This window comes from Bacillus sp. sid0103 (assembly GCF_019219025.1).
Genome location: NZ_JAHUWN010000027.1, coordinates 1 through 14,439 on the forward strand (window position 1 = coordinate 1; position 14,439 = coordinate 14,439).

Genomic DNA, 14,439 nt, shown 5'->3' on the forward strand with positions numbered 1-14,439 from the left:
TTACGATTTCGTCCTGTTCATCTTTTTGTTTTCTTCGTTCTTGAGATTTTGCAGAGAAATAATTATAGTAGCCAGAACGTGAGACTCCAGCGACATCACATAAATAGCTCACCATATTTTTCAATTCATACTTCTCAATAACGGAACGAATAAGGATAAACTTTTGGTCAGCTGATAAAGTTATTTCTTTTTCTTCAGCCCCTTTCTGCAAATCGTATCTTTTTTAAAAGTTCATTTTCTGCCTTTAATAAATTATGTTGAGCTTGTTGCTGTATCCGTTAGCAATCGTTCTGATTTTATTAGCGCTCAGCTCACCATTATTCAAGCATAAGCAAAGTGTCTATGCTGCGTCGACGTTCTTTACTTTTTGTGTAAGTTTCTTCTATGAATACAGCTCATAAGCCAGCAGCTTACCCAAGCGTGACAAACTCTTTTTTCGAATCGATTAAGGCTGCTTATATTGAGTATTTACCGCTTTACAATATTGGTCTTGGATGGATTTTACCTGCCTTAGAGGGTGCGGTTATCGGGTATTTTTGGCCGACAAGCTCTAAAAAGGTTGCTATTCAATAACCATGAACACATTGATGTGTGAGTTGCACCACTTCATATAATATCTCGCACGTTAAGAAACAATGATACAGCCTAAAAAGGACAAAGGCGAAAAACAGTAGTTTTTCGCCTTTAATCTTTTTTGAATTAGAAAAAACCTATTGTACATTATTGAAGTACTAACTTATTAATTAGCTTCTCTTTCGCCAGCCAAGCTCCTCCAATGACCCCTGCGTTATTGCCTAGTGTGGCAATAACAATCTTGACACCATGTGCAACTCTCGGAAAAGCGAATTGAATAAATTCCTCTTTCAGAGGTCTCAGCAATGTATCACCAGCTTTTGAGACTCCGCCTCCAATAACGATTTTTTCAGGATTTATGCCATTGGCTAAATTAGCAAGGGCCAATCCTAAATGGTAGGCAACCTCACCTATGACTCTGTTGGCGAGTTCATCCCCTTCGTTTGCAGCGTCAAAAACACGCTTGGCAGACAGGGGCTGTCCATCATAATAATCTCGTAATATACTAGTCTCGTTGGTAGAAGCTAATTCCTCCATTGCCAAACGGACAACTCCTGTTGCGGATGCTACCGTTTCCAGACATCCTGATTTCCCACAATTACAAGGTGAACCATCTTTAGGAACGGATGATATATGACCTATTTCACCACCGGCTCCATTTACACCATTCACAACCTCGCCATTGACGATAATTCCACCTCCTACACCTGTGCCTAATGTGACACAGATTAAGTTTTTAGCACCCTTGCCGGCACCTTTCCACATTTCACCGATTGCCGCAATATTAGCATCATTGTCCACAACAACCGGCAGGGATGTTTCCCTCTCAAGAATGGTTTGTAAAAGGAATCGTTCCCAGCCTAGGTTAACCGCCACTTCAACTGAACCATCCTTCGAATTTACAGGGCCCGGCGCACCGATTCCGATTCCAACTAACTGATTTTTTGTTTGATTTAATTCTTCTAACTTTTGATCAATCGATCTTGCAATCGATGCAGGTATGTGTTTGCCCTTATTACTTATATCAGTATCGATCTCCCAGCTATAAATGATGTCACCCTGCAAACTGATAAAAGCCATTTTAATCGTGGTCCCGCCTATATCAACACCAACTAACCATCTTTCTTCCATAACCATTCACTCATTTCCTTCATGTTTTCCCACTCCGAAAAGCGCCATTTTTACAAAAGAGGCTCCTCGATTGAGAAGCCTCTTGTCAAGTTTGAGAATTGTCTAGCTCCAACGCCCAGTGACTAACGGGAGCTTCTGCCTTTCTCATTATTTTACAGCTGCAGCTGTTTTTTCAAGATTAACCCATTGACCTTTTTCAGCAGATTCAAGAATCGCATCAGCGATTAATTCAATCTGGTAGCCATCATTGAAGTTAGGTGAGAATTCAGTACCCTCACTGATTGCTTTAAAGAAATCATATGTTTCAATGATCTTTGTTTCACCGTAACCAATACCTAGAGCAGGGATTGGCCATAGTCCTTCACCGTAAGGAGTTGCTGGTCCTGAGTAAACCGTTCTAAATCCTTTTGCATCACTTGGATCATCAGCGAAGCAAACTTGAAGTTCGTCACGGCGCTCATAGTTAAAGTATAAAGAACCTTTTTCACCATGAATTTCAAAAGTTAGGAAGTTGTTGCGGCCATGCGCATTACGTGTTGCTTCAATCGTTCCGATTGCACCATTATCAAACTTAACCATCGTAATAAATTCATCATCCACGTCTACAGCTGCTTTAGGTACATCGTCGCTACCGGCCTTCACAGTACCTAACTTGTCGATGCCGCCAGTTTGAATTGGTCTTTCAGGAATCCATGTTTTTGTGATCGCATTTACATCTGTGATTTCGCCAACAAGGTAACGAGCATAATCAACTACGTGTGTACCAATATCACCTAGAGCACCTGACCCAGCGATTTTCTTTTGGAAGCGCCATGATAATGGAGAGTTCGGATCAGCTGACCAGTCTTGTAAGTACGTTCCACGGAAGCTTAGAACTTTACCAATTCTTCCTTCTTCAATATATTTTTTCGCAAGTGCAACAGCTGGTGTTCTCCTGTAGTTGAAAGCAACCGCGTGTTTTACACCTGCTGCTTTTACAGCTTCTAGCATTTCCTTCGCTTGTTCTGCGCCTAATGCCAAAGGCTTTTCGCAGATAATATGTTTACCAGCTTTTGCAGCTGCAATCGCAATCTCTGCGTGAGTATTATTTGGAGTTACGATATCAATGACATCGATTTCTGGATTGTTAACAACTTCTCTCCAATCGGTCGCATAGTTGTCAAAGCCTAATCTTGCTGCCGCATCTTTAGCCAATCCTTCATTAACGTCAACTACTGTATGGCGATGAGGAATTGCTGGTGCTGGCCAGAAAAACATTGGCATTCCTGCATATGCAAGTGAATGCGCCTTACCCATAAATCCTCCGCCGATCATACCTACGTTTAATTTTTTCATCTTAGTATCCTCCCACTATTATCTTCTTATTTTTAAAAAGTTTGATATTCCTAATGGATGAAACGTTTATGCTTGATTTACTTTATCAAATTGATTTAAATAGCTACGGCTGATTTTAGCCCCATGTTTTGGATCTGGGTAGCTGTCTAACTCAACCGTAATCCAGCCATCATAGTTTGCCTCTTCTAATGCTTTAACCATTTCATCAAATTTTTGATGCCCTTCACCTAATGGTAAAAAATCTCCATTGGCATAATCTTTGAAATGCACATACTTGACACGATCCACATATTTTCTGATGACAGCCACAGGATCTCCACCGCCTGCTTCGATATGAGCTGTGTCTGGGCAAAGATTAATTTTTGTTAATGGCATTAATTTATCTAGTTGTTCAGGAGCCTGAACATTCGTTCCTAAATGAGGGTGATAACTTGCAACAAGATTATATTTTTCAGCAATTTCTACTACTTTATTAAGCGCATTACCAAGGGCGGTATAATCACTTTCAAGAATCCCGTTTGCACGTACTGCTCCGCCGCCGATCACAAGATGCTCTGCACCTACTTCTGATGCGAATGCCGCTACACTTTCGATTTTTATTAATTCTTCTTCTAAAATATCAGGGAAAATAAAGTTCCCGCCTGTATAAACACCAACCAAAGTTAAAGAATGCTCGTTCATCAATTTTAAAAACTCATCTTTTTTATCTTTGTATTCCATCAAGTTGCCATCGAAGATTTCAAAGCCATTATAGCCAGCTTCGGAAATATCCTTTAATGCCTCTTCTGTTGATCCGTAAGCAAGGTAGTAAGAATCCTTAACAGAAGTAACACCCGCTGGATGACCAACTACGCCGCCCCAAGTATTTGTTTGATAACCTAATTTCATTTGATTACCTCCATATCTTTTGGAATTTAGTGTGCCATATTTCATCCTATAAAAACCGAAGCAACTCACCTTCAATTATAGTAATCGATTACATTTTCTTTTTAAAAATTTCTCTAAACTTTCAATAATATTAAGATTTAATCCATTATTTACGGTTTAGCATAATGTAATCCATTACATTTTTATGTGCAGATGAACTGCTGTTTTTTAAAAGGAAGTAATGAATTAATCTCTATTTATTTCTAGTCAATACTATCATCAGACAAGAATAATAGATGTTGTGTCGCTTACATGAATTATTGTAATCGATTACACCTGAATATGCAACCTATAATTTTAAATTGTCACAAAATGTCACAATTTGTTCACCATAAGCTTAGGAGGAAAGGAAATCGTAAAAGTTGTTCCCTTTGCTTTTATACTATCAACATGAATAAATCCCTTTACAACCTTCAATTGGTTACGAATTTCGTGAGCGATACCTACTGCCAGCTTTTCAAGATGTTGACGATGATCCATAGTTAAAGCATTCAGATTAGAGGCTTGCAACGGAGCCACCATCAACTCGAAGGTTGACACCGTTTATAAAAGAAGCCTTGTTTGAAGCAAGGTACACAACAGCTGAAGCAACTTCCTCCACCGTCCCTGGCCGTTTCACTTCAACATTCGGACGATTTTCCTTAAGAAATTGCTGGATTGCTTCATCAGGACTGATGTTTAGCTTTTTGGCATTATCCTTCAACAGGTCCTCAAGCATAGGTGTCATGATAAACGCAGGCGATACCGTATTGACAAGTATTCCTTCTGCGGCATATGCCTTGGATAAGCTTTTTGTAAAATTAATCAGTGCTGCTTTAGAGGCATTGTAATGAGGCATGAATGCGTCTGGTTGAATGCCGGATTCTGATGAAATGTTAATAATGCGGCCAAATCCTGTTCTTTTCATAAAAGGAATAATTGCTTTAGTTACACGTACAGTTCCAAAAAGATTGACGTCAAAAATATGCTGCCATTCGTCTATATCCAATGATTCAAAGTCATCAAATCCACTTGCAATCCCCGCATTATTAACGAGGATGTCGACGGTTTTAAAACGATCAATAGCAGAAGCAACAAGATGGTCGACGTCTGCTTGTTTTGTTAAATCGGCTTGAATAGCAAGAACACTTCCTCCGGTTTTTTCGATTTCAGCCGACGCCTCATTTAACGATTCCGCGCCGCGTGCACAAATTACAACGTTGGCACCTTCTTCCGCAAACGCCATGGCAATTGCTTTCCCAATACCTTTACTGCTGCCAGTCACAAGTGCGGTTTTATTTTTTAATTCCAGATTCATTTTTTCATCCATTCCTTTCTATACTAACCTGATAAAATTGTAGTTACCAAATAAGGATTAACTCTAGCTGATACACAGCTCGGAGTTAATCCTTATTTTTGTCTAATATTAATTTTTCACTGAAGCCTCAAATAATTCTGCATGGATAGGTTCAGCAACTATGGGTTCAACAGCTTTTATGAATCTTTTAAAGTGAGGGGTTTCCTCATGGAGTTGAATCGCTTCTTCATCCTTCCATTTCTCAACAAAGATAAAGCTGTTCGCCTCTTCTGGATTTTCATAATATTGATAACTAATATTTCCGGACTCCGCTTGAGACGGTTTTGTTACAAGCCTTGCCTCTTCCAAGAATATTTCACGATAAGGCGCATTCACCTTCATTTTTGCGTGAATGATAATCATTGTTCTTCCCCCTTAATGAGCGAATTTTTTTAAAAATAATTAACCTGCATGTTTTTCTAATAAAATCTCTTTTTTATTATCCTTTTCGGAAGGAAGCTTCATAAATTTCATTAAATACGCACCAAAGAAATACGTGCCTGCGAAGATCCAAATAACCCCTTTTGCACCGATAAGTCCAATAAATAACCCAACGATTGCTGGAGCGATAAAGTAGGACATTCCTGCACCAAAGCTTACAATCGCCATCGCTGATCCTTTTTTCTCAGGAGCAAGAGATGCTACTAGAGCTGAAAGTGGCACGAAACCACAAAGCACAATTCCCATTAAAATACCTGCAATATTCAAGGCCAAGAAACTGCTGCCAAATACTTCAGGCGTGTAAAGCAAGACAAGTAACATGACGCCCATACCGAAGCTGCCAAGCCATTGAATCGTTTTTTGCCAGCCTAACCATTTATCACTGATGTAAGGAATGATTAGGTTAAAGATAATATTTGCAAACCACATCGTTCCCCACATTTGCAGAAACTGTTCAGTGGTAAATCCGTAATTTGACTTCAAGTACATCGGGAAAAAGATTGGCAGGGAACCGATCCCCGTTGAATTGATAATCCGGACCACGCCACCGATCGCCACTTTCGGCTGTTCGATACAAATGGTGAATCCACTCATTAAGCTCTTTAGCTTTTCCTTCGGATTTCCCTTTTGTTCCGTTCTTACATCACCTTTTACCACGATAAGACCAACAATTCCTCCAACTAATACCCAAGCTACTGCACTCCACAACAACCCGATATATCCAATCTTCGGAAGCATGTAAGCAGGGAAATAACTTCCTACAACATAGAGCCCGCCGCTCCACGCTGCCCAAAACAATCCTACAGCTGTCGCCAAAATCCGCTCTGGACTGCGATAAGTAACCCACACTAAGAAAGAGTAACAGAATAAAGGATAACCTAAACCACGAATCCCATAAGTGGGGAGCATAATAGCGAAATTGTTTAACTTTAAACCATATTCAATAAATAGAACTTGACCGATTAACCAAGTAACAAGACCGATAACCATTACTCTCCTTGGTCCCCACATCTCGGTGAGTACACCAGAAAAATAAGATGCGATAGCCAAGATGGCTCCATAAACCGCAAAAAGAGTGGCTGATTGTTGAACGGTCAATCCCTTTTCAATAAGATAGGGAGACAACCATGCGTGCTCGAGACCGTCACCGGCCATAAAAATTAAAGTTGCAACAAATCCCCAAACGACTCCCATTGGAAGTCCGCCTAAAGTACGTTCTTGACCTACAAGCGTTTTCATTTTTAACACCTCTATTTTTATTAATTGGGTGCAGGGGGGACGGTTCTCATTCTTCGGAAGCATGTGAACCCGTCCCTGTGCTTCCTTAAGCCCACCACATTTCCGATACTTGCTCTTTAAACAACGTTCCTTTTAACAATGTGATTGCTTTCATTAAGCCTTCATCGATAGACGCCAACATATCTTCATGTTCAATGGAAACCACGTAATCATACCCTACTGCACGAAGTGTACTGATCATATCTTTCCACATTTTTTCGTTATGGCCATAGCCCACTGAGCGGAAGGTCCATGAGCGATCCAATACTTGACTGTAATGCTTCGTATCGAGAACACCATTCACCTTGATATTGGCTTGGTCTAAATAGGTATCTTTTGCATGGAAATGGAAGATCGCATTTTCACGGCCTAATTTTTTAATAGCTTCGACTGGGTCGATTCCTTGCCATACCAAATGGCTTGGATCGAAGTTGGCTCCGATGTTCTCTCCTGCTTGTTCTCTTAGTTTTAATAGTGTTTCCGGATTATAAACAACAAATCCCGGATGCATTTCGAAAGCAATTTGATGAATCCCATGTCTTTCAGCGAATTTCGCTTCTTCTTTCCAGTACGGAATAACGATATCATTCCATTGCCATTCTAAGACTTCTGCATATTCTGGAGGCCAAGAGCAGGTCACCCAATTTGGAAACTTGGCACCCGGATGATCCCCTGGACATCCAGCAAAACCATTGATAACTGGTACTTCTAACTGTTCAGCCAGTAAAACCGTTTTTCTCCATACATCATGCGCCTCTTTGGCAGCCTTTACATTAGGATGTAGAGGGTTGCCATGGCAGCTTAGTCCACTGATGGTTAGTCCCCTGCTTTCAATCGCCCGTCGGAACGATTTGATTTTATCTGGATTCCCTAACAATTCATCAGGATTACAATGACTATTCCCCGGATAGTTACCGGTTCCTAACTCAACGGCCTCTACTCCTATTTGGGCTAATTTATCTAACATGGCTTCGAAAGGAAGATTTTGATATAGAACTGTAAACACACCTAGTTTCACACTAAAGCCTCCTTATTTGCACGAACCTTCACCCATTTTTGCTGTTCATGGCTTTCTAAAATGGCATCGGTAATAGCCATCGAAATATGACCGTCTTCGAATGTAGCAAAATTAGCTTGATCATTTAAAGGATCTTTACCATCACGAATGAACGTATAATAATTTAACATCATATTTTTCAGTGCATCTGGCCAGCCTTCGTTATGACCTCCTGGATGATGAATCGCTGATCTTGCTTCAGGTGCGAACAGTGCCGGATCGGCAAGAAGGATCTCATTCGGCTTATCTCTGTGCCCCATCCATAATTTTTCTGGCTCTTCTTGATTCCAGTAAGCAGAGCTCTTGCTGCCATCGATTTCAAAGCTTAAACGATTTTTTCGGCCTGCACTTACTTGTGAAACAGTGAAGACTCCTCTTGATCCATCTTCAAAACGAACTAGTACGGATGCATAGTCTTCTGTATTGATTGAAACATCTTCATATTCTACATCTTCAGTACTTTGTGTGCTGAAAGTGGCCACACTTCCAATTGCTTTCTTTCTAACTGGAATGACCGTTGCTAAATCAGCAAATACTTCTACAATCTTTTTACCGGTAACAAATTGAACGGTGTCACACCAATGAGACCCGATATCTGCTACTGCGCGAGATTTTCCGCCGACTTCCGGTGCTAAACGCCAGTTAAAATCCTTTTCATATAGTAACCAATCCTGCAAATAGCTTCCGTGAACCAAATTCACTTTCCCAAGGTCACCGTTAGCAATTTTAGCTCGCAGGTTTTGCACACTCGCATGCTGTCTGTAATTAAAGTTCACACCATGTACAACACCCTGTTTTTGAGCCAATGACAACAATTCCGCTGATTCTTCACTATTCATCGCAAGCGGTTTCTCTGAGATCACATGTTTACCTGCTAAAATAATTTCTTTATTGATCGTAAAGTGCACATGGTTTGGGGTACAATTATGAACTACCTGAATTTCGTTGTCACGCAGCATTTCAAGGTAATCTCCGTATGCTTTCGGAATTCCAAGTTCAGCTGCCTTTCTTTCCGCTTGTTCTTGACTCGTCTCGGCTAATGCTACGACTTCCACGAATCCAAGTCTTCTGATTGCTTCAATATGTGTCGGGCCAATGAAACCTGTCCCGATGATTCCTACTTTTATTTTTTCCATTTGTTTTCCGTCCTCCAATCGAACTTTTCGATTCACCCAAGAATGAGTAGAAGTCATTTAATGTAATCGATTACAATACCTTGCAAAAAATATGTGTTTATTCCTAGAAAATAAATAATTTACCTAATCCTTCAAACCTCAATAAATGTAATGGATTACATTTTCGTCGAAAAAAATTTGAATTTATTCATACTTTTATATTAAGAAATAACCTTTCAGAATAAAATACCTTTTCACTTAGCACTAAAATATTTTACTCTTTTTTTCGACACCCTCATTGTAATCGATTACAGTATAGAATTCAATATTTTTTTTAAAACTTCCTCGATTCTTTTTTAATCAGAATGATAAAAACTGATCTGGAACCAATCGAATCGCTGGTCCCCTAATAATGATAAAAGGGAGTGAACCATTATTAAGTTCACTCCCCTTTTGTTTTTTATTATTTTAATTCTAACAGGAATAGGCTAAACTACTCTTCTATGGTAAGTTCTTTGCATGATTCACGGACAATGAGTTTATCAGGAAGAATAAATTGATCTTTCTCTATTTCTTCATCTTTAATTAATTTTAACAGTAAACGCATCGCTTTTTGACCCATATCAAACGTTGGTTGTGCCACGGTTGTTAGAGCAGGTTCAAAAATCGATGCAAATTGAATATCATCAAAGCCCACAACAGATAAATCTTCTGGAACTCTTAAACCTTTAGATTTAGCGGCTTTAATGGCACCCATAGCCATTTCATCATTACCGGCAAAAAGGGCTGTAGGAGGATTCTCTAGTGACAAAAATTTCATCATTAAATTAAATCCACTTTCAAAAGAGAATTCGCCTTCCTGTACCAAACTTGGATCCACAGACAAGCCGTGTTGAGCCATTGCTTGATAAAACCCCCTACATCGATCTCGTCCAACGACAATATTCAAGGGTCCGGAAATATGTCCAATTCTCTTGTGGTTTAAGCTAATTAAATATTCAGTTGCCTTTCTTGCACTGCTAACATTATCAATGGAGACCGTAGGCAGCTTGGAACCCTCATAGTATTCACACGCCAATACTACAGGGTAATCCTGGGATAAATCTTCTAATATTTTTTGATCTGTCCTTGCCGTTAATAATATCAACCCATCTGCTTTTTTCTGACCTAATATCGTTAAAAAACTAGTTTCGCTTTCGACATCGTTTCGCGCATCTCCTAGAAGTACTTGATATCCGTTTTCGATGGCAACGGATTCAATTCCGCGCAGCACCGCAGAAAAGAAAGTATTGGTTATATCAGGAACCACCACAAGAATTGTTTTGGTTTCAGATCTTCTTAATTGTCTTGCCAGCATATTAGGCTGGTAATTTAATTCTTTTATGGCTTCTAAAACTTTTTCAGCTGTTTCTTTTTTTACAGTCCCTGCATTACTAATGACTCGGGATACTGTGGCCGTTGAAACATTTGCCATTTTTGCAACATCCGCAATTCTGACCATGTATTGCTTTCCCCTTCAGTGTTCGTTTACATTTATTGTAATCGATTACATGTGGAAATACAATAATTTTTGAAATTTAAATTAAATGTAAAAAAGCCCTTTAGAATTGGGCTTTCGTAACATAAACATCTATATTGTATAAAAAAGCATGAATTAGAAAAGTTTACTAAAGGTGAGGATGTTTATTATATCTGATTTTTAGAAAGCTCGCCAATTGGCGAGCCCCTAAGGGCGAAGACAGAGGCGTAGTTGCCCTTATGCCTGATAGGAAAGTTATACTTTCCTATCAGCAAAAAAGAATATCTTTGGAAGCTAGAGATATATTTTTTGAGTTTATTTTGCTATGATATTTTCCTTTTTTAAGAAGCTGATAAATTGCTGGGCAATTTCTTTCGGTTCTCCTTCTAAACGATCCATCGTCCGCTGCTTTACTCCGCCAGATAATATCTGTTTAAGTCTGTTGCTAGCCCCTGCCTTACTATCCGGCATAAAGATTTTTTTCGGTCTTGGACTTGGAATTTGAAGCATTAACCGTTCAGACTTATTAGGAATTTTTATCTCATGTTCTTTAATCCTGATTTTAGATCCACTAAGTAAAGCGGGAACCGTGGATTGTTCCTCAATGTGCATGGTACGATCGCATAACACAAATGCTGGGAATGGAAAGGCAACCTTTTGTCGTTGACCCCTGCCAAGAGTGCGGGTAGCAACACCGGTTCCATCCATTAAAAGCTCAAGGAAAATAGCTGCTGTTATGAGGGTTGAACCTGATAATGAGGCAAGAGTTGCCCCTGCGCCATTTGCCCCTGCGCCCTGTTGGCCCGTTAAAATAAGATCAAATTTATTCTCACTCATGATTTGATCAACCATTGGAATAATGTCAAACATATGTTGACCGTCTTTTAGTTTTACCAGTTCAGCTTTATCGGCACCTAAAGCTAATACACTCCGCAGCATAAATTGGTTATTACCTATATAAAATACGTGAATAGTAGAATCAGGAATTTGTTTTTTAATTTTCGCTGCAGCCTTCATAGCCGAAAGATCAGAGTTATCAATAGATAAAATCGTATTTAAATCGCTTAATTTTTTATTAGCTTCTGAAAAAATAGGATTTCCAACCGGTTCTATTTTTTCCCGAATTAAGACAGCGATATTCAAACCTTATCGTCCTTTCTCTATGGAATGATAATTATCCTAGGCGGAAACGAACCCCAGCCCCACCAAGGGGATATGACCAGGATACTGCTCCTGTGTCACACGATATTCGACAAGCCCCACATTCTAAACAGCCATCCACTACAAATCTTAATTTTTCTGATTCTAATGTAAACCGTTCTGCAGGACAAATATTGAGACAAACTTTTGTACTGCAGGATGAATCACAAATAGTGGTGTTCACTTTAATATGCGGGTTTTCATCTGGTGAAAAATTAACACGCAATAGTTTTTCGGTTATCTCCATCTTACATATACCTCCAAACATCGAATCCGTCTTTCATTAATTGCCAAGGCGAAACATTATTTCCACGAAGCGTACTTTTGACAGCTTCTCCTATATTAGGTTGAATTTCATCATCAAAGCCAAACAGCTTTTTAGCTATTCCATCCATAATGGCCGGATACTGATTGCTCAACCGCGGGTTCTCTAAGACCTTATGCGTTTTTCGATACTTTTTAAGATTTTTACCGACGAATGACTGATCGATTTTATTTTTATAAGAGACTAATTGTTTCGTAGATACATCCCCAATTCTAATGGCAGCTACAGCCGCTTTCCCAGCCTCTATTCCAGAAGCAATCGCATAGTTCATTCCCTGAATGCTGAAACCATTATTAACGACAAAGCCTGCTGCATCTCCCGCTACTAAAATCCCATTACCATATAAATCAGGAACCATATCTAAGCCAATCTCAGGTACCAAGTGTGCACTGTATTCTACCAAACTTGACCCATCAATTAATTTTTTAATTTGCGGCTGACTCTTAAAATTTTCTAAAATAGACCTGGCATTTGTTGAAGTATCGCCAACAGAGCCTAAATTCACCACAACTCCAATAGATAGAGTATCTCTATTGGTATAGAGGAAGGCCCCTCCAAACACTCCATTTAAAAAATTACCAACAAATTCGTAGGCGCATCCTTCGTTTTCCCTGATTCCAAAACGTTCATTAATAGTATTAACAGGCAATGACACAATCTCCTTAATCCCTAAACCAATTTCCTTTGGTAATACATCTCGTTTTCTTAACCCCGCCTTTTTTGCAAGCAAGGAATTAACCCCATCCGCACAGATAACAATGTCAGCTTCTAAGTAACCATCAGAGTGGTGTGTCTTAACTCCTTTTACAAAACCTTCTTCAATAATGAGATCTTCAACCAATGTATTTGTTAATAAAACGGCTCCTGCTTCTTCTGCCTTTTGGGCAAACCAACTATCAAATGCATTTCTATTTACTGTAAAAGCTTTTTTATCTTCCAATTCTTTTTCAACTTCAAACTGCATTAAGGAGAGAGATTTTTCCGAAACTATCCCAATTCCTTTTTTTGCCACCCATCGTTCAATCGGGGCTTCATTTTTCCAACCCGGAATAAAGTCATCAAGTACACTAGAAAATAGTACGCCGCCAGTGACATTCTTTTCGCCAGGGATAATGGCCCGTTCGATTATACAAACATTTAAGCCTTCGCGGGCAATCTCTAAAGCTGCTGCAGTACCTGCCATACCAGCGCCTACTATGATGACATCGAATTTATTAGACAACTTGTTCTCCTCCTAGTCCGTCGATTAATGCAGGTAATATTTCATAAGCATCACCTACAATAGCAATGTCTGCTGCTTTTATTAAAGGAGCGTTTGCATTTGCATTAATCCCAACAATGACACCCGATTCCTTAATCCCAATGAGATGGTGCGGTGCTCCTGAAACACCAATCCCAATATAAATTTTGGGTGCGACAATACTTCCTGTTAAACCAATGAGACCGCTATGCGGGAAAAAGCCATTGTCCACCACTACCCGGCTTGCTCCAAGAGTGGCCCCAATAAGCTGGGCAAACCTAGATACCAACTTATATCCTTTTTCAGTAGCGATTCCATCACCCATCGCAACAATTAATTCTGCTTCCGTTAAATTAATTTCTTCAGGGCTCGCCTTAAACACATCCATAATTTTAGGGGCTATTGCTTTAATCAGCTCTTCTACTTGTTGATTCTCAACCTTTTTATTACGCCCGGAACTGCTGCTTCTACCCGTCCCACTTGGGATAATGGTCGCTAAGCACACGTTTGTTCCTTTATAAAATGAGCGGATTTCATCAACCTTTCCAGCATAGGTGGTCTGATGCATTTTAAAGACATTTTTATCAAGAGATACTTGTCTGCAAGAATGAAAAAATACACCATTTAAGGAGGCCGCTGCCGTTCCCAGTATACTTTCTCCAAGCAAATTATTGATGGCTAAGATGAGCCCAACTTTTGAGTTAATTCCTATTTCTTTTACTACTTCGCCTGCCAGTTGCCCACAGGGATCTTCATTTTTTGTCAATGGAATCTCCCAATACTCATCCAACCCTGCAGTGTTTAATTGCAGTTGTGATACACTTTCCCGGTAGGAGGTACCAATTAAGGTACCTCCCATTTGATTTGCTAATTTTTTAGCATCCTTCAGCACATTTTTACTATCTTCCGTTAATTTTCCTTCTTGACCTTCAAGAAAAACCAGGACATTATTCATCATCGTA

At 39.5% G+C, this 14,439-nt stretch carries 16 protein-coding genes and 1 pseudogene; 2 read left to right on the forward strand and 15 right to left on the reverse strand.

Features of this window, described 5'->3' with window-relative positions; genetic code table 11:
* Positions 1-266: pseudogene (locus KW850_RS24625) on the reverse strand (IS3 family transposase); the annotation flags it as partial.
* Here KW850_RS24625 and KW850_RS33520 point away from each other — a divergent pair.
* Both KW850_RS33520 and KW850_RS33525 read left to right on the forward strand, forming a co-directional pair.
* Positions 255-401 carry a branched-chain amino acid transport system II carrier protein gene (locus tag KW850_RS33520; protein WP_256358431.1) on the forward strand — a complete coding sequence of 49 codons (147 nt, stop codon included), beginning with the start codon at positions 255-257 and terminating at the stop codon, positions 399-401. The pseudogene KW850_RS24625 and the gene KW850_RS33520 sit on opposite strands and share 12 nt — an antisense overlap.
* A complete protein-coding gene (locus KW850_RS33525) occupies positions 385-573 on the forward strand; it encodes a branched-chain amino acid transport system II carrier protein (protein WP_256358432.1) in 189 nt (62 codons plus the stop codon). Before KW850_RS33520 ends, KW850_RS33525 begins: the two co-directional genes overlap by 17 nt.
* Before the next feature lie 147 nt (positions 574-720).
* Here the strand turns inward: KW850_RS33525 and KW850_RS24635 are convergent, their stop codons facing one another.
* From KW850_RS24635 to KW850_RS24700, 14 genes are all read right to left on the reverse strand, one after another.
* Positions 721-1,704, reverse strand: coding sequence for an ROK family glucokinase (locus KW850_RS24635; protein WP_218350405.1), 984 nt, complete (start codon positions 1,702-1,704; stop codon positions 721-723).
* Between the two features lie 147 nt (positions 1,705-1,851).
* Positions 1,852-3,039 carry a levoglucosan dehydrogenase gene (locus KW850_RS24640; RefSeq protein ID WP_218350406.1) on the reverse strand — a complete coding sequence of 396 codons (1,188 nt, stop codon included), beginning with the start codon at positions 3,037-3,039 and terminating at the stop codon, positions 1,852-1,854.
* 66 nt (positions 3,040-3,105) lie between these two features.
* The gene (locus tag KW850_RS24645; protein WP_218350407.1) at positions 3,106-3,927 is read right to left on the reverse strand and encodes a sugar phosphate isomerase/epimerase family protein; all 822 of its coding nucleotides are present in this window, start codon (positions 3,925-3,927) and stop codon (positions 3,106-3,108) included.
* 354 nt (positions 3,928-4,281) lie between these two features.
* Positions 4,282-4,446 carry a hypothetical protein gene (locus KW850_RS24650; protein WP_218350408.1) on the reverse strand — a complete coding sequence of 55 codons (165 nt, stop codon included), beginning with the start codon at positions 4,444-4,446 and terminating at the stop codon, positions 4,282-4,284.
* Between the two features lie 16 nt (positions 4,447-4,462).
* Complete coding sequence (locus KW850_RS24655) at positions 4,463-5,263, reverse strand: SDR family NAD(P)-dependent oxidoreductase (protein ID WP_218350409.1); 801 nt, start codon at positions 5,261-5,263, stop codon at positions 4,463-4,465.
* Between the two features lie 108 nt (positions 5,264-5,371).
* On the reverse strand, positions 5,372-5,665 hold the full coding sequence (locus KW850_RS24660) for a putative quinol monooxygenase (protein WP_218350410.1): 294 nt from the start codon (positions 5,663-5,665) through the stop codon (positions 5,372-5,374).
* A gap of 39 nt (positions 5,666-5,704) precedes the next feature.
* The gene (locus tag KW850_RS24665; protein ID WP_218350411.1) at positions 5,705-6,982 is read right to left on the reverse strand and encodes an MFS transporter; all 1,278 of its coding nucleotides are present in this window, start codon (positions 6,980-6,982) and stop codon (positions 5,705-5,707) included.
* A gap of 85 nt (positions 6,983-7,067) precedes the next feature.
* The gene (locus KW850_RS24670) at positions 7,068-8,039 is read right to left on the reverse strand and encodes a sugar phosphate isomerase/epimerase family protein (protein WP_218350412.1); all 972 of its coding nucleotides are present in this window, start codon (positions 8,037-8,039) and stop codon (positions 7,068-7,070) included.
* A complete protein-coding gene (locus KW850_RS24675; RefSeq protein WP_218350413.1) occupies positions 8,036-9,214 on the reverse strand; it encodes a Gfo/Idh/MocA family protein in 1,179 nt (392 codons plus the stop codon). The genes KW850_RS24670 and KW850_RS24675 overlap by 4 nt, the downstream gene beginning before the upstream one ends.
* Positions 9,215-9,686: 472 nt before the next feature.
* Positions 9,687-10,694, reverse strand: coding sequence for a LacI family DNA-binding transcriptional regulator (locus KW850_RS24680; protein WP_218350414.1), 1,008 nt, complete (start codon positions 10,692-10,694; stop codon positions 9,687-9,689).
* Between the two features lie 333 nt (positions 10,695-11,027).
* Positions 11,028-11,855, reverse strand: a complete 828-nt coding sequence (locus tag KW850_RS24685; RefSeq protein WP_218350415.1) for a hypothetical protein — start codon at positions 11,853-11,855, stop codon at positions 11,028-11,030.
* Positions 11,856-11,886: 31 nt separating this feature from the next.
* On the reverse strand, positions 11,887-12,159 hold the full coding sequence (locus KW850_RS24690) for a ferredoxin family protein (protein WP_218350416.1): 273 nt from the start codon (positions 12,157-12,159) through the stop codon (positions 11,887-11,889).
* A 1-nt stretch (position 12,160) separates the two neighbouring features.
* Positions 12,161-13,459, reverse strand: a complete 1,299-nt coding sequence (locus tag KW850_RS24695; protein WP_218350417.1) for an FAD-dependent oxidoreductase — start codon at positions 13,457-13,459, stop codon at positions 12,161-12,163.
* Positions 13,452-14,435, reverse strand: coding sequence for an electron transfer flavoprotein subunit alpha/FixB family protein (locus KW850_RS24700; protein ID WP_218350418.1), 984 nt, complete (start codon positions 14,433-14,435; stop codon positions 13,452-13,454). The genes KW850_RS24695 and KW850_RS24700 overlap by 8 nt, the downstream gene beginning before the upstream one ends.
* Positions 14,436-14,439 lie beyond the last annotated feature (4 nt).

Coding starts and splice junctions, on each gene's coding strand:
- KW850_RS33520 (WP_256358431.1), top strand. CDS start 255: ATGTTGAGCTTGTTGCTGTATCCGTTAGCAATCGTTCTGATTTTATTA.
- KW850_RS24650 (WP_218350408.1), bottom strand. CDS start 4,446: ATGGATCATCGTCAACATCTTGAAAAGCTGGCAGTAGGTATCGCTCAC.
- KW850_RS24700 (WP_218350418.1), bottom strand. CDS start 14,435: ATGATGAATAATGTCCTGGTTTTTCTTGAAGGTCAAGAAGGAAAATTA.
- KW850_RS24655 (WP_218350409.1), bottom strand. CDS start 5,263: ATGAATCTGGAATTAAAAAATAAAACCGCACTTGTGACTGGCAGCAGT.
- KW850_RS24640 (WP_218350406.1), bottom strand. CDS start 3,039: ATGAAAAAATTAAACGTAGGTATGATCGGCGGAGGATTTATGGGTAAG.
- KW850_RS33525 (WP_256358432.1), top strand. CDS start 385: ATGAATACAGCTCATAAGCCAGCAGCTTACCCAAGCGTGACAAACTCT.
- KW850_RS24680 (WP_218350414.1), bottom strand. CDS start 10,694: ATGGTCAGAATTGCGGATGTTGCAAAAATGGCAAATGTTTCAACGGCC.
- KW850_RS24645 (WP_218350407.1), bottom strand. CDS start 3,927: ATGAAATTAGGTTATCAAACAAATACTTGGGGCGGCGTAGTTGGTCAT.
- KW850_RS24675 (WP_218350413.1), bottom strand. CDS start 9,214: ATGGAAAAAATAAAAGTAGGAATCATCGGGACAGGTTTCATTGGCCCG.
- KW850_RS24635 (WP_218350405.1), bottom strand. CDS start 1,704: ATGGAAGAAAGATGGTTAGTTGGTGTTGATATAGGCGGGACCACGATT.
- KW850_RS24665 (WP_218350411.1), bottom strand. CDS start 6,982: ATGAAAACGCTTGTAGGTCAAGAACGTACTTTAGGCGGACTTCCAATG.
- KW850_RS24690 (WP_218350416.1), bottom strand. CDS start 12,159: ATGGAGATAACCGAAAAACTATTGCGTGTTAATTTTTCACCAGATGAA.
- KW850_RS24660 (WP_218350410.1), bottom strand. CDS start 5,665: ATGATTATCATTCACGCAAAAATGAAGGTGAATGCGCCTTATCGTGAA.